The organism is Leclercia sp. 1548 (genome assembly GCF_050435045.1).
GTDB lineage: Bacteria > Pseudomonadota > Gammaproteobacteria > Enterobacterales > Enterobacteriaceae > Enterobacter > Enterobacter adecarboxylatus.
Genome location: NZ_JBNDJP010000001.1, coordinates 456,834 through 474,894, shown reverse-complemented (window position 1 = coordinate 474,894; position 18,061 = coordinate 456,834). Strand labels below are relative to the sequence as shown.

Sequence of the window (18,061 nt, the reverse complement as noted above, 5' to 3'; positions counted from 1 at the left end):
CCGCCGGGCACCGGGCTATCAGGACGATTTACGCACGCGCAGGTACCACTCGCAGAGCAGGCGAACCTGTTTGCGGGTGTAACCTTTCTCCATCATGCGGTCGACAAAATCGTCGTGCTTTTTCTGCTCGTCAGTTGAGGTTTTGGCATTAAACGAAATGACCGGCAACAGCTCCTCGGTATTGGAGAACATTTTCTTCTCAATCACGGTGCGCAGTTTTTCGTAGCTGGTCCAGTTCGGATTGCGTCCGCTGAAGTTCGCTCTGGCGCGCAGCACGAAGTTGACGATCTCATTTCGGAAGTCTTTCGGATTACTGATCCCGGCAGGCTTCTCGATTTTTTCCAGCTCCGCATTCAGTGACTCACGGTCAAACAGCTGGCCGGTATCCGGGTCACGATACTCCTGATCCTGGATCCAGAAATCGGCATAGGTGACGTAACGGTCAAAGATGTTCTGCCCGTACTCGGAGTAAGACTCCAGATAGGCGGTCTGGATCTCTTTGCCAATAAACTCGGCGTATTTCGGGATCAGATAGCCTTTGAGGAACTCCAGATAACGTTCAGCCTGCTCCTGCGGGAACTGCTCACGCTCAATCTGCTGTTCCAGAACGTAGAACAGGTGTACCGGGTTAGCCGCCACTTCGGTGTGATCAAAGTTGAACACGCGGGAGAGGATTTTAAACGCAAAGCGCGTGGAAAGACCGTTCATCCCTTCATCAACACCGGCGTAGTCACGATACTCCTGGTAGGATTTCGCTTTCGGGTCGGTATCTTTCAGGCTTTCACCATCATAGACGCGCATTTTTGAGTAGATGCTGGAGTTTTCTGGCTCTTTCAGGCGCGACAGGATCGAGAAGCGCGACAGCGTTTCCAGGGTTCCCGGGGCGCAAGGCGCATGAACCAACTCACTGTGGTTCAGCAGTTTTTCGTAAATCTTGATCTCTTCGGAGATCCGCAGGCAATAAGGCACTTTGACGATGTAAACACGATCAAGGAAGGCCTCGTTGTTCTTGTTGTTACGGAAAGTGACCCACTCCGATTCGTTGGAGTGCGCCAGAATAATACCGTTGAACGGCAGGGCGGAGATCCCCTCCGTACCGTTGTAGTTACCTTCCTGGGTTGCAGTCAGCAGAGGATGCAGCACCTTGATCGGCGCTTTAAACATCTCAACGAACTCCATAATCCCCTGGTTGGCGCGGCACAGCGCACCGGAATAACCGTAAGCATCGGGATCGTTCTGCGCGTGGTTTTCCAGTTTACGAATATCGACTTTACCGACCAGCGCAGAGATATCCTGGTTGTTCTCATCACCCGGTTCGGTTTTAGCAATCGCAATCTGTTCCAGAATCGACGGCCAGACTTTCACCACGCGGAATTTGGTAATGTCACCGCCAAATTCATGCAGGCGTTTCGCCGCCCACGGCGACATAATCGTGCCGAGATAGCGACGGGGAATGCCGTACTCTTTATCCAGGATTTGCGCATCTTCCTGCGGGTTAAACAGACACAGCGGATGGTCGTTGACCGGGCTGCGTTCGCCGTTGGCGCTGAGCACGTAAATGGGCACGCGCTGCATCAAGGCTTTCAGCCGCTCGGCCAGCGAGGATTTACCACCGCCGACAGGACCCAGCAGATACAGGATCTGTTTCTTCTCTTCCAGACCCTGAGCAGCGTGCTTCAGGTAAGAAACAATCTGCTCGATGGCATCTTCCATGCCGTAAAATTCTTCAAACGCAGGATATCGGGCGACGACCCGATTCGAAAACAGACGGGAAAGCCGTGGCTCCTGGGCAGTATCAACCATATTCGGCTCACCGATAGCCATCAATAGTCGTTCTGCCGCATTGGCATAGGCACTGCGATCTTGCCGACAAATGGTAAGAAACTCCTGCAGTGTGAACTCTTCGTCCTTGGCAGCTTCATAGCGCTGGCGATAGTGATCGAATATATTCATGGCATGCCGTCCTTTCGTTTTTTAGCACAGGAAAAGAGCCGTTCATATGAATAGTAGAGGCTCCCGGAAGCGGGATCCGTTGCACCTCACTGCAAGAGCAGCAACCCGTGTGCCAGGTCGGGCGCTAAAACCGCGGGGTGATTCGGTATTCAGCTTCTTAAAATTAAGCGTAGATGGCATTTGCAAAACTTGCATGCACGCAAAATCTAATTTCAATGACATATCAATAACTCATCCAGAAATTTAGCCAGCGCTTGCAAGACAAAGAGACTTCCTTCACTGAACGGTAATCTGGCTGACTGCGTTCCGTCATGTAAGGCACATACCATGACGGGTTAATCAAATTGATTAGTTAACAAAAAATTTTGAGAAATGGGGGGAATGACGGTTACACTTCATTCGCTGATTATTTGACTACAGGAAAGAATGGATTGTGACCAAACTCAAACTTCTGGCACTGGGGATTATTGTTGCCACCTCAGTGAGTACAGCATACGCGGAGAATCAGTGGTCAGTTGGTGCTGGTGTAGGCGTAATCAATAGCCCTTATAAGCAATATGACCGTGATATCTATCCGGTTCCGGTGATTACCTATGAAGGGGATAATTTCTGGTTCCGCGGCCTGGGCGGTGGCTACTATCTGTGGAACGACCAGACCGATAAACTCTCTATCATGGCGTATTACGACCCGACGCACTTCAAGCCAGGCGACAGCGATAGCTACCAGCTTCGTCAGCTCGATAAACGTAAGAGCACCATGATGGCAGGGATTTCCTGGGTCCATAACACCGAATACGGTTTCCTGCGCACCGCCCTGGCAGGCGATACGCTGGATAACAGTAACGGCTATATCTGGGATCTGGCGTGGTTGTACCGTTACACCAACGGCGGGCTGACGCTCACCCCGGGTATCGGTATGGAGTACAGCAGCGAAAACTACAACGACTACTATTACGGCGTGTCCCGTAAGGAAGCAAGACGCAGCGGCCTGAACAGCTATGATGCAGACGATGGCTGGAGCCCGTATCTGGAGCTTACCGCCAGCTATAAGTTTGCCGCTGACTGGAACGTCTATGCCACAGGTCGTTACCACCGTCTTAGCGATGAAGTGAAAGACAGCCCAATGGTCGATAAGTCCTGGACCGGACTAATGTCGATGGGTGTCACCTACAGTTTCTGATTGTGCATTTTTACTGTGCATTTTATGCATATAGAGTTAAGGATCACTAAAAATCATCAGGACCCAGAGAATCAATTAAAGCCCGCCATGTGCGGGTTTTTTCTTTTCACGAGCTATCAACAAGCATCAAGAAAGCGCATAATTATTGTGTACCCAAAGGTGTAACCAAATAAGCCTGTGGGTCAAATTTCAAAATTGGGTACACGCTGGCGGGGTGAAAGTGGCAAAGTTAACTGATATGCAGATCAAAGCCTGGGTAAGGGCTGGCGAGCGTTTCGAGGGTCGTTCTGATGGCAATGGCCTTTATTTGCGATACCGCGAAGTTGACCGCGTTCCTGTATGGCGGTTCAGGTACAAGATTGCTGGCAAAGCTCGAGCGATGGTTATCGGTTCATATGCTGATTTGACTCTTGCTAAAGCGCGAGAGGCAGCTAAGGAGCTTTCGGCTCGTGTAGCTTTGGGTTTTGACGTCGCCGGAGAAAAGCAGCAGCGCAAGGCTGATGCCGCCGCAAAGATCGAGGCAGATAAGAGCGCTGTCCGTGTGCAGGATCTAATTAATGACTTCTATGCTCGTCATATCCTCCCCTCATTCAAGAACCCCCAGATTTATAAAAAAGTCGCTGACTTCAACATTGGTACCCTGATTGGCAGCATGAAAGTTGAGGACGTAAAACCTCGGCATGTTGATGAAGTTTTACGATCGGTGCGTGACCGTGGCGCTTTGACTGTGGCGAACGACGTGCTGCGCATGATGAAGAAGATTTTTGACTTCGCAGTTGTTCGCGGCCTGATTGAAGTGAACCCGGCCATGCCGTTCACGGCAAAGGATGCAGGTGGAAAAGAAGAGAGCAGAAAACGATTCCTGACTCGCACTGAACTGGCGCGCCTGTTTGATGCCATGCACCGCATTAAAGCATTTACCAGAGAGAATGAATTGACCGTTAAGCTACTGCTTGCTCTCTGTGTAAGGAAAATGGAGCTCTGCGCGGCACTGGCGAATGAGTTCGATCTCGATAACGCAGTCTGGCATCTTCCTGGCGAGAGAACCAAGACAGGGGAGGAAATAGATATCCCATTGGCCGAGCCGGTAATTGGCTGGCTGAAGGAGTTGAAAGCCTTATCATGCGGTAGTAAGTGGATATTGCCCGCCAGAAAACTACGCCTTACATCTCACGTCAGCAGTTCAGTGCTTAACACTGCCTTTCCACACATACTGGCCGCCATGCCAGATGTTGAATCATTTAGTGTGCATGACTTCCGACGCACAGCCAGAACGCATCTGGCAACCCTTGGTGTAGATCCGATAATCGCTGAGAGATGCCTTAACCACAAAATACCAGGCGTCGAAGGTGTCTATAACCGGCACCAGTATTTTAACGAACGGAAGGCTGCGCTTTCTATGTGGGCCGACCTTCTGGTAGCGCTGGAGAGCGGTGAAGATTACAACGTCATTCAAATAAAAATGGCGAACTAACCGAACAGATAGAGGATAGCCCTGCAGTGATTAACTGGAAGAGTTATCGTTGGGCTCATTAATTTAAAGTTAATACACTATAAGGTGGCATATGTCAGACACTACAAAAATACCTTTTTCATTCTGCCGCCTAAATAGGGCTGCTGAATTTTTAGGTGTTACAACTGCTGATCTACTTAGCCTTGCCGTGTCGGAGAAGATAACCCTATGTGTCAGGCTGGACGGTTTAAAATCAGTCCTCTGGGTTGCAGGTGATGCTGATGAACTTACTGAATGGTATTTATCTTTAGATCATGACTACAGCAACATGGCAACAGCACGCGATATATCGAAGCATTCATCTTTCTCAATTGATCGGATTTCTTATGATGAAAGGAACGATGAACCTATTTTCAATCCGTTTTTTTATCAGACTCAGGCTGTAGACGAGACTCCTTCCGGTAAGAGAGTGGAGAGTCACCAAGGTAGAGCTTTTGGGTTATGGATACCCCAGCTACCGGTAATAAATTCGGTTTTGAATTTTGGCAAATCTCCCCTTCTGTGGGGATCATTAGGTCTTTATCGAACTAACGAAACTACGCCATCTCTTTGCTTAGTTCCTATAGCTCTTAATCATGATGAACTTTGTAATAGCGAAGATGACGATGAATACCTCGATGAAATTTATCCCGACATTGAAATAACGGAAAATGATTTGTGGATTACCTCCGAGCAGATCAGGGAGTTACTCAATCACGCTGGTGACTACAGTGAATTGCCAAATCATGCCCAGTGTGGAGTTCATGCTAATTTTGATTTAACTCGTGCTGTAAAAAATGTTAATCACTTGGCTGAACACCACGCGACGAATAGAGAGAAACTGTTTAAATCTGCAATCTTTTTGCTTTCTAAATATCCAGATGAATGTCGCGGCAAGCAACTGGAGATAAGCCCTGAGAAATGGCGAGACTGCGTACTGAATCGAAAGGATGAGATACCTCCGCTAGCCATTAACAACAAAGAAGTAATCCTGAAGCACTTAAGAGCGGCAGCTAACGGCAAGCAGTAGAGTGTCATAACTATACAGGCACAGTAGAGTTACTGTGCCTTATCTATCAGAAATCAAATTGCTAACTTTGTTCACGTAACGTCATCCGCTATCAACAGGAGTTACGGAGACATGAATGAACAATCATCAATTCCTACCACAGGCTACATTCGTCGATTCCGCATGCCGGAACTGCTGGGCGTATCCATGCCTACCATCGACCGCTGGGTGAAGAACGGCAAATTGCCTCGCCCCATTAAGCTCAGCGATAGCGTTACAGCATTCGACGCTGTGGAAATTAATAACTGGCTTGCAGAACGCCGCGGGAAGGTGGCCTGATGCAAATAAAAAACGCCCGTGCTACCGAGCGTCATAGTGAACAAAACAAACCTGATCCTGATGCGCAAATTAATATTGCTGGTAGCCATGATAGCCATTCGCTTTATTCAAAGCCAGTGCCAAAGAAGCATAAAGCCCGTTTGCTAATTCTGCGTTCCGGCGCTGCCGGTATCACTGAAAATGAGATCCTGCTGCAATGTCGCCTTCCCTCCGGCCGGAACTACGTCACGGATCTGGAGCGCCGCCTCGATATGCAGTTCGAGCGTATCGACGAAGCTAACCCTGATGGTATTGGCAGCCATTACCGTTACCGCTTCATTAAGCGCGCCGAGGTGCAGAAGGTGATCGCCCTGGTTAATGCCAGCGCAGTTAATAACGGCCACCAGCCGCTTAACCAGTTGGACATTGAAGCCATTCTGAATCTGTACACGGACAACGCCGCTGAATAAGAAAAATCCTGATGAAAAATAATATGACCTTAGCCGGTCAGGGCCTCGCTCACCCTGAAGCCAGCCAGGAGCGAATTACCAATAAAGATTTCGCATCCTTCATTCCTGTTATTAGCGGGCGGATCGGCGGACGTGAAGCGAATATCGTCAGCGCCAAATCATTACACCAGACATTGGGTGTGAGGCGTGTTTTTGGCAGCTGGTTCAATGGCCGCGTATCCCAGTACGGGTTTATCAAAGGTACAGACTTTGACCAATTAACACCGGAACGGGTGGGAATTAACGGGGCCGGACGCCCGGAGGTGGATTACGCGATCACCATCGGCATGGCAAAAGAACTGGCTATGGTTGAGCGCAACCAGCAGGGCCGTGATGTTCGTCAGTATTTCATCCAGTGTGAAGAGGAGCTCCATCGTAGCGCGCCGGAAGTGGCCGCCCGTTTTCGTCGTCAGCTTAAGGCTCGTCTGAATGCTGCAAATTACTTTAAGCCTATGTGTGAGGCGCTGGATGCTGCCCGCGCAGAGCTGGGTAAGCAGACTCAGCAACGCCATTATGCCAACGAGTCCAACATGCTGGCGCGCATTGTTCTGGGTGGCCTGACTGCTAAGCAGTGGGCGGAGAACGGCAGCATCACTGGCGAACCGCGCGACTCCATGAGTACTGAGCAGCTCGAACATCTCTCATATCTGGAGCAGACCAATATCACGCTGATCGAACTGGGGCAGGACTACCAGCAGCGCAAAGTTGAACTGATGCGCCTCTCTCAGCGCTGGTTGGCAAAACGCCTGGGGGTGAACCATGCGTAAAAGCGCCATGAATCACAATATGCACCCTATGCACAAAAAGGGCTTGCCTGTGTCAATACGACAAGTGTATGGTTATCCCGCACCAGCAAAATCTGGTGCCGGGCGTGGAAACCTGGAAAATAAGTCAAAGGCGATAACAGACGCCGAAAGCGTCTTTTTTATTGTCGCAGATCCAGCATATTTCTATATTGGCCAGCAGTGCCGATATTCTTCTATGGTGGCGCTGATAGGGCAGCCGAAAGGCTGGCCGGTACCCTTTGACGCCGGTATTTCCACCCCTGTCAGTGTCACCACCCTCGAGCGTGGAAACTCTGGTGGTGACTCCTTACATAAGTCAAAGGAGATCATCATCATGATGACGACCCCTACCCAAACTCGCCCACAATTTATCTGGATTATCGCCGCTGTTCGGCGCGATTGCCCCACAAACAAACCTGTTCTTCACCATATTCCTGCCGTATCTGAACGCGAAGCACGCTGCATGCTGGCGCGCGATCACGTCTGTTTCTTCGCCGGGCGCATCCGCCAGGAGGTGGCAGCGTGAAAAGAACCGAGCGACAGAACACAATCGAAACTACCACGGAGCTGTGCGCGCTGCTGATCGCCACTGAAATGGTCAGCGACAAGGTGGATGAAACCGACCTCAAAACGTTGCTTTCTCTCAGCCGCCGGTTGGCCCATACCGTCTGGGATAACCTGAACGATGCGGGGTTCGGTGAATGAACGAAATTTACGATCTCGTGCGCCGCGCTGATACGGCGACCGTCGCCAGCTTCCCGGCTGGTGGCCGCTGGCAGCTCTATACCAATAACGGCATAGCGTCCGCTCGTCCACTTTCTGATGAGGAAGTGTTGATCACCCCTGCAGGTATGGTCCAATTCCTGAGACGCTGCGGCTATACCGTCACCCCGCCGGAGCAAACCAAGTGAAGCGTACAGCCCATAATGCGCGCCTGACCATGCTGGTTAACGAGTTTGCTGCTGCTGTTCTTCTGCGGTTGCGCCAGGACAATGGCGGTGAGTGGTTTCCCCTGCCGGTTAACGGGCAGATCGTCCACGTGGCGGTAACTGACGGTGAAAGCGGGATTCTGCTGCTGGTGGATAGCTGGATGCTCTCTCCGATTGAACAGGAATACACTCACTGGGAGGCTGTGGCCTCGGAGCTGCTGACCAGCTGCCTGGCTAATGGTGTGCTTACCCAATGGGGTCATGAAATTTGGCTGGATATGCTGCGGGATATGAGCGACAGCCTGTCGAAAGGAGGCATTTTCCATGCGTAATATCGACATGATCCGGCAGGTATCCGATGCCGCTGCCGGGCGCTGGCCAGATGTTCTTTCGCTCATGGGAATCGACGTTCCCGCCTTGCCCCGTGCGCAGGTTGCATGCCCTGCCTGTGGTGGTAAAGACCGTTTCCGATTCGATGATGACGGGCGTGGTGCGCACTTCTGCAATAACTGCGGTGCCGGGGACGGGCTGGAGCTGGTGAAAAAAGTGAACAGCTGCGACGCCACCCGGGCCGCTCAGCTGGTGGCTGACGCTCTGGGGATGAACGTGCAGGACATACGCAATTCCACCAGCCAGGGTGGTGCCCGGCAGCAAAAGGACCAGGCAGAACGCCGGGCGGCGCTGGCGCAGCAGCAAGCCCAGGAGCAGGCGGCGCGCGCGGCCCGCTTTTCTTCTAGGCTGGCGGCGCTGACAGCGCAGGCACAACCTGGTGAATCCGCTTATCTAGCTGGCAAGGGGCTGCCCGGGTTTACCTATCCGATCCTGCCTGATGGGGCCCTGGTGCTGACCCTGGTGAATGAATCCGGCGCAACAGCTGCCGCGCAGACCATTACGGCTGATGGTGAAAAACGTCTGCTTACCGGTTCGGCGAAAAAGGGGGCATATCACGTCATTAATCCCGTTAAATCGCCGCAGACGGTGATTATTGGTGAAGGACTGGCAACTGTTCTGTCTGTTCACCTGATGCGCCCTGATGCGCTGGCGGTGGTGGCGATTGACGCCGGGAATCTGCTGCCCGTAGCGCAGGTGATGCGCCAGCACTACCCGCATGCACAGATCGTTATTGCCGCAGATAACGACTGGCACGTACCGGGCGAGACGGATGACCGGGGGAAACTTAAGGTGAACACCGGCCACATCAGCGCAGAGAAAGCCGCTCAGGCTGTTGCCGGGTGGGTGGCGTTGCCTGCAGGCGAATTTAAAGCCGACTGGGACGATCTGCGCCAGCATGACGGCATTGCCCAAACACGCGCCGCGTTCACTAAATCACTGTATCAACCACAGGGAGAGGATGTATTTGTGTCACCTGAAGTGACCGTGACAGATAGCGCCAGCCAGAAACGCAACGCACAGAAGCCCTACGTGGATAGCCGTCGAAATGGTCTTTATTGGGTTGAGCCTAAAGAAAAGGGCGGGGAGATCGCCGAAGTAGAGAGCCTGCTCTGTTCTGCGCTGAAAGTAGTTGGCGTGGGTATTGATGACAACAAGACGCGCTACCTGGTGTTGCGCTGGCAGGCGATGGGAGCGAAGGAGGAAACGACGCAGGCGATCCCCCTGGCTGATATTGGCGAAAGGGAGGGGTGGCGCACACTCAAAGCTGGCGGCCTGTATGTCACCACTAAAAGCGGCCTGCGCGCGACGCTGGCTGATTGGTTACAGAGCCAGGCGCACAAAGGAGAGATCTGGCGCATCGCTCAGGCTACAGGCTGGCAGTGCGGCGCGTACCTGATGCCTGACGGTGACATTATTGGCACCCCTGAAATACCGGTGCTGTTTAATGGCCGCAGTTCTGCCGCATCAGGTTACACCACCAGCGGCACAGCAGAGAGCTGGCGTGATAGCGTGGCAAATCTGGCTAATGGCAATTACTCCATGATGACCGGTGTTGCGGCGGCGCTGGCGGCCCCGCTGATTGGACTGGCTGGCGCTGACGGGTTCGGGATCCATTTCTATGAGCAGTCGAGCGCCGGTAAAACCACCACTGCCAATGTGGCGGCCAGTCTGTACGGCAATCCTGATGTGCTGCGCCTGACGTGGTACGGCACTGCGCTGGGGCTGGCAAACGAAGCAGCAGCGCACAATGACGCGCTGATGCCCCTGGATGAAATCGGCCAAGGCGCTGATCCGGTGGAGGTATATAAGTCGGCTTATGCATTGTTCAACGGTACCGGGAAACTCCAGGGAGCCAAAGAGGGCGGTAACCGCGAACTGAAACGTTGGCGCACTGTAGCCATCAGCACCGGAGAGGTGGATCTGGAGACTTTCATTGCTGGTGCCGGGCGTAAGGCAAAGGCCGGGCAACTGGTGCGCCTGCTCAATATTCCGCTCAGTAAGGCTATTCGCTTCCACGGCCATGAAAGCGGTAAGCACCATGCCGATGCGCTGAAAGATGCGTATCAGAGCCATCACGGCGCTGCTGGCCGCGCATGGGTTCAGTGGCTGGCTGACCATCAGCAGGAGACTGTTAAAGCGGTACGTGAGGCGGAGGCGCGCTGGCGCGGGATCATTCCGGCTGACTACGGGGAGCAGGTACATCGAGTGGGGGCGCGTTTCGCCATTCTTGAGGCTGCGCTCATGGCCGGAAGGGTGATCACCGGCTGGGATGAACAGACATGCCGGGATGCTATTCAGTACAGCTTCAACGCGTGGATCCGGGAGTTCGGCACCGGGAACAAAGAGCATCAGCAGATCATTGAGCAGACAGAAGCATTCCTCAATGCTCACGGACTCAGCCGGTTTGCGCCATTCCCGTATGACCCGGGCAGCCTGCCAATTGCCAACCTGGCAGGGTATCGCCAGAAGGGAGGGCATGAAGCTGACCCGGTGGTGTTTTACACCTTCCCCGCAGCTTTTGAAAAAGAGATTGCACAGGGGTTCAACGCGAAGATGTTTGCTGAAGTGCTGAAAAATGCCGGGATGCTGACCCCGCCAAATACAGGCCGAGGGTATCAGCGCAAGTCTCCGCGCATTGATGGACGGCAAATCAATGTTTACGTGATCCAGTATCAACCGGAGGGGTGCTAGCCAGAGTAAGTAACTCTCTCATGTGTGTAGTTTAGGTGTTGGTTCAGTTGGTTCAGTTAGTTCAATGTTTTTATGTGTCTGTTATCTAAGGTTTCACGTTCAAAAATTGAACCAACACTGAACCAACAAATGCCCTTTTTGAACCAACACAAACCCCGGATTTCAGCATCACAGACAGGTAAAAGACGATGACAGCACAAATTTCAGCATATGGTCGGCTGGTGGCTGATGTGCAGAGCCGCACGACCAGCAACGATAAACCGATGGCATTTACCCGCATGGCGGTGACGCTGCCATGCCAGAAAGCAGAGAACGGAGAGGCTACCTTCTGGCTGGCGGTGACCGCGTTCGGCAAACAGGCCGAAGCACTGGCGAAGCACCAGAAGGGCGACATGGTAAGCGTGGCGGGCAATATGCAGGTGAATCAGTGGACGAGTAACGACGGCGGCACACAGACCGGGTACCAAGTGATCACCGACAGTGTGATCAGCGCCAGAACGGCGCGCCCGGGCGGGAAGAAGGGCCAGCAGGGGCAGGCAACCGACGCGCTGCGCCGCGCGCAGGAGACGCGGCCACCAGCGCAGGGCTATGACGATTACGACCAGAGCCAGCCTTACGACGATCAGATCCCCTTCTGAGGATGCCGAAAATGGAAGAACAAAAACGCCCGGTATTGAGCCTGAAACGCGCCGCAATAGGCGCAGCGGCAAAACTACCCCCTAACATGGACTCAGCAGAGAAAGCGGCTCATACAGGCGCTGGCGCAGCAGCAGGCACAAAGCGCAGCCGGTACAACCGCAAAAAGCTGGAGCTGCTGATCACTCACTGGCCTGCACTGTTCAATCTGGACGCGCCGCGGCCGCTGGTGGTGGGTGTTGCTGAACTGATAACCGCAGACATGCGCTCCCGGGGCATAACTGGCGCTGGCAGGGTGCGGGTCGCCATCGCCATGTACACCCGGCGCACGTCCTACCTGAAAGCGCTGGCCGCCGGTGGGCCGCGCTTTAACCTTGCCGGGGATCCCGCCAGGGAAGTGACGGCGGAGCAACAACAACGGGCACTTGATACCCTGGCAGACATGAAAAAAAAGGAGGGTTCAGGATGCGCCTGACTACAGAGCAAAAGGCGAAGATTATCCGCCTTAAACGCCGGGGCCTGGGTTATGGCCGCATTGCCGGTGAAACGGGTATCAAGGTCACCACCGTGCGCGCCGTCTGCAAACGCAGCGGCCTGTTCGATGACAACCCGGCCCAGGCGGTGCTGTTCACCATTCCGGCCCCGGTACACAGCAGCGAGCTGGCGACGGTGAAACCACTGCCGCCGTAAAAAACGGTGACCGGGCATAAGCCGACGGACGCTTATTTATGGGTGCTGGAGGTGATCAAGCTGAATGAACCGGCGCACCTGGCCGCCGCCGAGGATGCGCTCAGTAAGCTGACCATCAAACCGAAAGACGCAGAGAAGCGGTACCGTGACTGGCTGGTGCTCAATGGCGCAGACCTGCTCAACGTGGCATTCTGCACGATGTTCATGGATAACCTGCAGCACTTCCTCAACCGGGCCAGAAGCAATATCGACAGCGCCCGCCAGGTGAGGGCGCACTACGGTAGCTATGATGCCGCACTGGAGCCGGTGGCCGCCGAACTGCTGATTGACCAGTCGGCCCTGCTGGTGGGTGATCACTTCGGCATGACACCGGAAGAGGTAGAGTCTGGGAAGCTGTGCGGGTTTCGGGGTATGGAGGTTGATGATGCCCGCAGCGAAGCGCACAACAGATTCTGCGACGTTCTGCCCGATCCGCACACCCTTTCTGACGTGGTGTGCGAGTTCGAATAATGGAACTGGCTGTATGAGATGCGTCACACAGCCAGCAAGGAGCTGGGCTGGCAGTACGGTGCGGAGCACCGGCAGGAGGTCAGTGACCGGGAGGACTGGCTGGATAAAAAGCTGATAATTATCCGGCCCCGCCACCAGCGCGAGGCCGTGGATGTGCTGAAATGGCTGCGGGCTAGCGAACGGCACGAAGCCAGGGAAGAACTCGACGACATCCTGCTTAACCTGGTGGGTGGCACCGCGGATGTGGATAGCTGACGGGAAAAAAATTGCATAGGGGGTGCAAAACACCCCTGATATGATGCGTGTATTCTTTCGCAGCAGGGCAAACAAAATGAAAAAGCTGGGTTTTTTCGCGCTGGTGATCGGCGTTCTCTGGGTTGTGGTGGCACTGAATATGGATGTCAGCGTCGATACGGGCTATGGCAGGATTAACAACATCGGCCTCATTGCTTCACAGCAAAATCACACCATCATTGGTGGGTTGATCGTGCTGGTGGGGGTTCTGATGCTGATTTTTGGCAAGGGGACACCTTCTGCCGCCGGGCTGGTGAAGTGTCCGTTCTGCGCCGAATTGATACAGGGCGAAGCTATCAAGTGTAAGCACTGCGGGAGTGATATCCAGCCGGGGGCGAAAAGCCAAGAACCCGATCCAGTCTTATGGTCAGCTGATAACTATTTCAAGCTGAATAACTGTGATGTGGTACTTGAGCGAGGGGCTATCGATACGCTTTATATTTCCCTGATTGACTTACACCCGGGCCAACTCCCCAAGGATATTTACGAACAATACAAAACCCAGATACGAAATCTCTCGAACGAATTACCCCCGCAGATTAGAGACTCATTCCGGCAGACCGTAAAGTCTAAGTTTTAAGCATTTATATTCTACAAGGCCACCAGTAGGTGGCTTTTTTTTGTGCTTATCATGCCGAATTCTGCAATATAGTGTGTTTTCGTTGCGTTTTATGAAATATTATTGACCCTGATAAATATATAGTGAGGTCAGTTATGGCGTACAACCCGAACTTCAAACCCATCCTGCTTACCAAAGAGCAGATGGAAGTAATCAAGCGCATACAGGACGGTGAGCGCAGTAAATCCCCCCTCAACGTGGCCCCGACTCTTAACTCTATTGCGCGCGGGCTGATGGAAAAAATTCTCAAACAGGAAGGCTACGTATGAAATTAGATATTCAGGTGGATCAGCGCCATCTCTGGCAGGGGCTTGGCGTTAATAAAAACGAAGCATTCCGCACCGAGCTGGTGGCGGTTATTAATCACCGTTTCGGTGGCGAGTTACCGGATGTCTTGTGCAAGAAACTGGAAAACCTCAACGTGTCAGTGGGGGATCGCAGTTATATCCAGGGGAAAAGCAGTACAGCCAATGTTGATGTTGTAAATCAGGCTGTGAACGACCTGATCAAAACAACGCTGGGGCAACAGTCATGGAGACGGTGAAAAAAACCGTCTACGTCACTAAACCGGGCGGCGAACCCGCCCCGCTTAATCTAACTTTTAAGATCCCCTCCCTGGCCGAACTCCAGGCTGCCCCGAATCAACCCACCCCCACTACCGCCGAAGCGCTGCTATTCATGATTGCAGACTGGGAAGCCGATATGCCATTTAACGCAGATACGGCCCGGTTGTTTGCGAATAACTACCCTGGCGCACTCAATGATGTGCTGCAGGCGTGGGGGCAGGCGGTCAGCCAGGCGCATGGACAGAGAATCGGAGCAACATCACCGGCAGCCTGGTCAGGCGTTCGTGACCGATATCATTAACAGGAGGTCTGATGACAGACCAAATAGCTTCAATCACTCTCCGGGCCGATGTATCCGATCTGCAAACGGCCAGCAACGAACTGGATAAACTCGGCCAGGCGGCGGCGGGTGCCGTCGCTGGCGCTGACGCCCTGGCAGATGCGAATAAACGGGTTAAACCCGCGGCAAAAGAAGGTTCAGAAGCCCTTCGCGCTCAGCACCAGGAAATCAAAGGGCTGCTGGAGAGCATCGATCCGACCGTGGCCGCGCTTGGAAGGCTGGAAGATAAGCAGGATCACCTTAAAGCCGTATTCAGCAAAGGCTGGCTGGACAGTGAAGAGTACGAGCATTATCAAAAACTCCTCGATCAAACCCGCCTGAAATTAACCGATACCGGCGAAGCGGCAGCGCGCGCCCAGATTGAACTGGCGGCCACCCAGGCGGCAGACAAGCAATCCGCTGCGCTGAAGAACCTGCTGGGCAGCATCGATCCGACGATCCGCGCGTTCAACACGCTGGATGAGCAGTACGCGCAGTTGGTGACCCATTTCGAAGCCGGGCGCATCAACGGCACGCAGTTCGAGCACTTCAATCAGCAACTGGAGGATACGCGCCGTAAACTGACCGGCCTCGCAGATTCCATGCCGCAGGCGCTATCCCGGCAGGAGCTGGCGGCCCAGCGGGCCGGTATTTCCATCGGGCAATACAATGCTGCTCTGCGTACTCTCCCGGCACAGTTCACCGATATTGCTACCCAGCTGGCTGGTGGGCAGTCTCCGTTCCTAATCCTGCTCCAGCAGGGCGGGCAGATTAAGGACCAGTTCGGTTCAGTCAAAGGAGCGGTATCCGGCGTCGGGAGTTATCTTCGCACTCTGGCCGGGGCGCTGACTCCTGCAGTGCTGGGCATTGGTTCACTGGCTGTTGGTGCCGGGGCGCTGGCTACCGCCTGGTATAAAGGCGCTCAGGATGCGACAGAGTTCAATAAGCAACTGATCCTTACCGGGCAGTACTCTGCGCAATCTGCCGTACAGCTTTCAGATTTGGCGATGAAGATTGGCGGGGCCAGTGGAAAGGTATCAGCGGCGGCGCGTGCTCTGGCGCAGGTGGCTGGGGCTGGCACGTTCAAACCGGAGCAGCTCGAATCTGTCACCCGCGCAGCAATGGCAATGGAGCGGGGAACCGGCCAGTCTGTTGATGCCACGGTGAAGAACTTCCAGAAGCTTTACACCAGCCCGACCAAGGCCTCAGAAGAGCTGAACTCCACTATGCACTACCTGACGGCCAGCCAGTACGAATATATTTCCTCGCTCGAGCGGCGCGGCGATAAAGAGGGCGCAGCTGAGGCAGCAGCAAAAGCCTACAGCCAGGCCGAACAGCAGCGCGCCCAGTCTACCCTGGACAATATGGGACTGATTGATCGGATTCTTCGTGGGGCTGCTGATGCGTGGGGTAAATACTGGGACGCGGCAATGGGTATTGGCCGGACAACTAGCGATGCTGATCGCCTTGAGCAGGTAAAACAGCAGATTAAAACACTAAGCGATACCTCTCGGCCAGGCGTCTTTGGGCTGGGGAGTATTGGTGATGGAGGAGCTAACGCACGCCAAATAGCAGAGTTAAAGCAACAGCAAAGCGCTCTTGAGTTTGTTATTAAATCTCAGGAAGGCTATGCCGCTGTGCAGGCAAAAGCCACCAGCATCAATGCGGCTGCGATAGCTGGCCAGCAGGAGCTGAATAAGTACCTTGATGCCGGTACTACCACCACAGAGAAACGCTCGCAGGCAGTGGCTCGCCTCAACAAACTCATTGCCGAAAATGCCAAAGCCGCCAAAGCCACCCAGTTCCTACCGAAAGACCAGCGGGTCACCCTCTGGTCAGCTGCCGACATAGCCCGGGCGCGCAAAGGCATTGACGAGATGTACAAGGATGCCAAAACCAAAACCCCGGCAATCACCATGCCTGCTGGCGATCGTACTCTGCTGAATTACAAAGCCCAGTCTCTGATCCTCAGCGACACCATCGACAAGCTGAAGGAATCCGGCGAAGTCCAGGTGCGCAATACCGAATACAGCAAGGTTCACGCACGTTTTATCGAACTGGCGACCTATGCCCAGGACAACCTTCTCAGTGCGCAGGAAAAATCCCAGCTCGCCAACCAGACCGCCATTGTGCTGGCGGCCAAAGCTGTGGACAAAAAGAACGAAGAACTGGAAGCCCAGAAGAAGACAAACGGCTTGGCTAAATCCATGCAGGATGAGCAGCTTAAGTATCAGGCGCAGATCCGCAATATTACCGACACTGCGGGCATGTCGTCCATGCAGCGCCAGAAGTTTGCCGAACTCCAGCAGGCGCGTATCGACTTTGAGAGGGGCGGCGGCAACCTTAGCGATACAAACGCGAGATCCACGCAGGAATACCTTAAAACCCTCGATCTGATTGACGAGAAATACGACAAGCTGAAGGAGAGCCAGGGCGACTGGTTGTCCGGCGCGTCCAGCTCAATGAAAGACTGGATGGATGAAGCCACCAACATGTCCAAAGCGGCAGGCGAGGTGATTAACGTCACTATGGGCGGGGCGGTAGACAGTCTGGTTGATACGCTGAATGGCTCGGCCAGTTCGTGGAAAAGCTGGGGCATGTCGATTATCAAGATAATCGAGAAGGTTACCATGCAGCTGCTGATCGCGAATGCTGCCAAAGCTGCTTTCAGCGGTATGGCAGGTTCCTCTACTGGCTGGATTGCGTCTATTGGCTCTGCGTTCGGCAGCACCGTCGCCAATGCCAAAGGCGGGGTGTACGAATCTTCAGGCCTCAGCAAGTATGTGAATGGCGTCTACGACTCCCCTCAGTATTTCACCTTCCAGGGCGCATCCAAATTCGCAAAAGGTGGCGTATTTGCCGAGGCCGGGCCGGAAGCGATTATGCCGCTTACCCGCGATTCTGCCGGTCGGTTGGGTGTGCGTGCCCTGGGCGGCGGCGGAAATTCTCCACAGATAAACGTGGATATCTATATCGATAACAAAGGCAATGCGATGTCTCAGACTTCCGCATCCTCGAACGCTGCTGCCGTAGATAAAGCTCTGGGGGATCGTATCAAGTATGAGGTCAGCGAAGGGATCCGCAAGGCGCTGAGAAACGGTGGTCAGATTTATAACGACAAACCCAGAACTTGATTATATGTATTCCACCAGCAACGCACAGCGCCGC

Annotated in this window: 22 protein-coding genes; 21 read left to right on the top strand and 1 reads right to left on the bottom strand. The window is 53.7% G+C overall.

The genetic code is table 11. From position 1 onward, the window contains the following. Nucleotides 1-18: 18 nt before the first annotated feature. Nucleotides 19-1,953 carry a protein kinase YeaG gene (gene yeaG, locus ABIE02_RS02400; protein ID WP_032617681.1) on the bottom strand — a complete coding sequence of 645 codons (1,935 nt, stop codon included), beginning with the start codon at nucleotides 1,951-1,953 and terminating at the stop codon, nucleotides 19-21. Nucleotides 1,954-2,386: 433 nt separating this feature from the next. Between yeaG and ABIE02_RS02395 the strand changes: the two genes are divergently transcribed. The 21 genes from ABIE02_RS02395 (at nucleotide 2,387) to ABIE02_RS02295 (ending at nucleotide 18,027) form a co-directional block, all read left to right on the top strand. Beyond that, a complete protein-coding gene (locus tag ABIE02_RS02395; RefSeq protein ID WP_032617683.1) occupies nucleotides 2,387-3,133 on the top strand; it encodes a MipA/OmpV family protein in 747 nt (248 codons plus the stop codon). Between the two features lie 220 nt (nucleotides 3,134-3,353). Beyond that, nucleotides 3,354-4,607, top strand: coding sequence for a tyrosine-type recombinase/integrase (locus tag ABIE02_RS02390; RefSeq protein WP_336994737.1), 1,254 nt, complete (start codon nucleotides 3,354-3,356; stop codon nucleotides 4,605-4,607). 91 nt (nucleotides 4,608-4,698) lie between these two features. Then, nucleotides 4,699-5,655 (top strand): hypothetical protein, encoded by a 957-nt coding sequence (locus ABIE02_RS02385; RefSeq protein WP_059308201.1) that lies wholly within the window; start codon nucleotides 4,699-4,701, stop codon nucleotides 5,653-5,655. A gap of 111 nt (nucleotides 5,656-5,766) precedes the next feature. Continuing rightward, nucleotides 5,767-5,973, top strand: a complete 207-nt coding sequence (locus ABIE02_RS02380) for a helix-turn-helix transcriptional regulator (protein WP_059308200.1) — start codon at nucleotides 5,767-5,769, stop codon at nucleotides 5,971-5,973. Beyond that, a complete protein-coding gene (locus ABIE02_RS02375) occupies nucleotides 5,973-6,422 on the top strand; it encodes a hypothetical protein (protein WP_082697344.1) in 450 nt (149 codons plus the stop codon). The genes ABIE02_RS02380 and ABIE02_RS02375 overlap by 1 nt, the downstream gene beginning before the upstream one ends. Nucleotides 6,423-6,430: 8 nt before the next feature. Beyond that, nucleotides 6,431-7,228, top strand: coding sequence for an antA/AntB antirepressor family protein (locus ABIE02_RS02370; RefSeq protein WP_418000805.1), 798 nt, complete (start codon nucleotides 6,431-6,433; stop codon nucleotides 7,226-7,228). After that, complete coding sequence (locus ABIE02_RS02365; protein ID WP_336994736.1) at nucleotides 7,221-7,772, top strand: host cell division inhibitor Icd-like protein; 552 nt, start codon at nucleotides 7,221-7,223, stop codon at nucleotides 7,770-7,772. The genes ABIE02_RS02370 and ABIE02_RS02365 overlap by 8 nt, the downstream gene beginning before the upstream one ends. Further along, a complete protein-coding gene (locus ABIE02_RS02360; protein ID WP_059308198.1) occupies nucleotides 7,769-7,951 on the top strand; it encodes a hypothetical protein in 183 nt (60 codons plus the stop codon). The genes ABIE02_RS02365 and ABIE02_RS02360 overlap by 4 nt, the downstream gene beginning before the upstream one ends. Next, complete coding sequence (locus ABIE02_RS02355; protein WP_336994735.1) at nucleotides 7,948-8,157, top strand: hypothetical protein; 210 nt, start codon at nucleotides 7,948-7,950, stop codon at nucleotides 8,155-8,157. The genes ABIE02_RS02360 and ABIE02_RS02355 overlap by 4 nt, the downstream gene beginning before the upstream one ends. Continuing rightward, nucleotides 8,154-8,507: a hypothetical protein gene (locus tag ABIE02_RS02350; protein ID WP_059308196.1), complete on the top strand. Its 354-nt coding sequence runs from the start codon at nucleotides 8,154-8,156 to the stop codon at nucleotides 8,505-8,507. Before ABIE02_RS02355 ends, ABIE02_RS02350 begins: the two co-directional genes overlap by 4 nt. After that, nucleotides 8,500-11,259 carry a TOPRIM and DUF927 domain-containing protein gene (locus tag ABIE02_RS02345; protein ID WP_059308195.1) on the top strand — a complete coding sequence of 920 codons (2,760 nt, stop codon included), beginning with the start codon at nucleotides 8,500-8,502 and terminating at the stop codon, nucleotides 11,257-11,259. Before ABIE02_RS02350 ends, ABIE02_RS02345 begins: the two co-directional genes overlap by 8 nt. 188 nt (nucleotides 11,260-11,447) lie before the next feature. Next, nucleotides 11,448-11,897 carry a single-stranded DNA-binding protein gene (locus ABIE02_RS02340; protein ID WP_059308194.1) on the top strand — a complete coding sequence of 150 codons (450 nt, stop codon included), beginning with the start codon at nucleotides 11,448-11,450 and terminating at the stop codon, nucleotides 11,895-11,897. 11 nt (nucleotides 11,898-11,908) lie between these two features. Then, on the top strand, nucleotides 11,909-12,370 hold the full coding sequence (locus ABIE02_RS02335; protein WP_336994734.1) for a ProQ/FinO family protein: 462 nt from the start codon (nucleotides 11,909-11,911) through the stop codon (nucleotides 12,368-12,370). After that, the gene (locus tag ABIE02_RS02330; RefSeq protein WP_336994733.1) at nucleotides 12,361-12,585 is read left to right on the top strand and encodes a helix-turn-helix domain-containing protein; all 225 of its coding nucleotides are present in this window, start codon (nucleotides 12,361-12,363) and stop codon (nucleotides 12,583-12,585) included. Before ABIE02_RS02335 ends, ABIE02_RS02330 begins: the two co-directional genes overlap by 10 nt. A 6-nt stretch (nucleotides 12,586-12,591) precedes the next feature. Continuing rightward, entirely contained in the window at nucleotides 12,592-13,095 is a 504-nt protein-coding gene (locus ABIE02_RS02325; RefSeq protein WP_429211234.1) for a hypothetical protein, read from the top strand. Between the two features lie 18 nt (nucleotides 13,096-13,113). Further along, the gene (locus ABIE02_RS02320; protein ID WP_082697340.1) at nucleotides 13,114-13,350 is read left to right on the top strand and encodes a hypothetical protein; all 237 of its coding nucleotides are present in this window, start codon (nucleotides 13,114-13,116) and stop codon (nucleotides 13,348-13,350) included. A 250-nt stretch (nucleotides 13,351-13,600) separates the two neighbouring features. Next, nucleotides 13,601-13,969 (top strand): hypothetical protein, encoded by a 369-nt coding sequence (locus tag ABIE02_RS02315; RefSeq protein ID WP_429211239.1) that lies wholly within the window; start codon nucleotides 13,601-13,603, stop codon nucleotides 13,967-13,969. Nucleotides 13,970-14,103: 134 nt separating this feature from the next. Further along, nucleotides 14,104-14,277, top strand: coding sequence for a hypothetical protein (locus ABIE02_RS02310; RefSeq protein WP_336994730.1), 174 nt, complete (start codon nucleotides 14,104-14,106; stop codon nucleotides 14,275-14,277). Then, on the top strand, nucleotides 14,274-14,552 hold the full coding sequence (locus tag ABIE02_RS02305; protein WP_059308192.1) for a hypothetical protein: 279 nt from the start codon (nucleotides 14,274-14,276) through the stop codon (nucleotides 14,550-14,552). Before ABIE02_RS02310 ends, ABIE02_RS02305 begins: the two co-directional genes overlap by 4 nt. Then, entirely contained in the window at nucleotides 14,540-14,875 is a 336-nt protein-coding gene (locus ABIE02_RS02300; protein WP_336994729.1) for a phage tail assembly chaperone, read from the top strand. The genes ABIE02_RS02305 and ABIE02_RS02300 overlap by 13 nt, the downstream gene beginning before the upstream one ends. A gap of 11 nt (nucleotides 14,876-14,886) precedes the next feature. Further along, nucleotides 14,887-18,027: a phage tail tape measure protein gene (locus ABIE02_RS02295; RefSeq protein ID WP_336994728.1), complete on the top strand. Its 3,141-nt coding sequence runs from the start codon at nucleotides 14,887-14,889 to the stop codon at nucleotides 18,025-18,027. The last annotated feature ends 34 nt before the right edge of the window (nucleotides 18,028-18,061 follow it).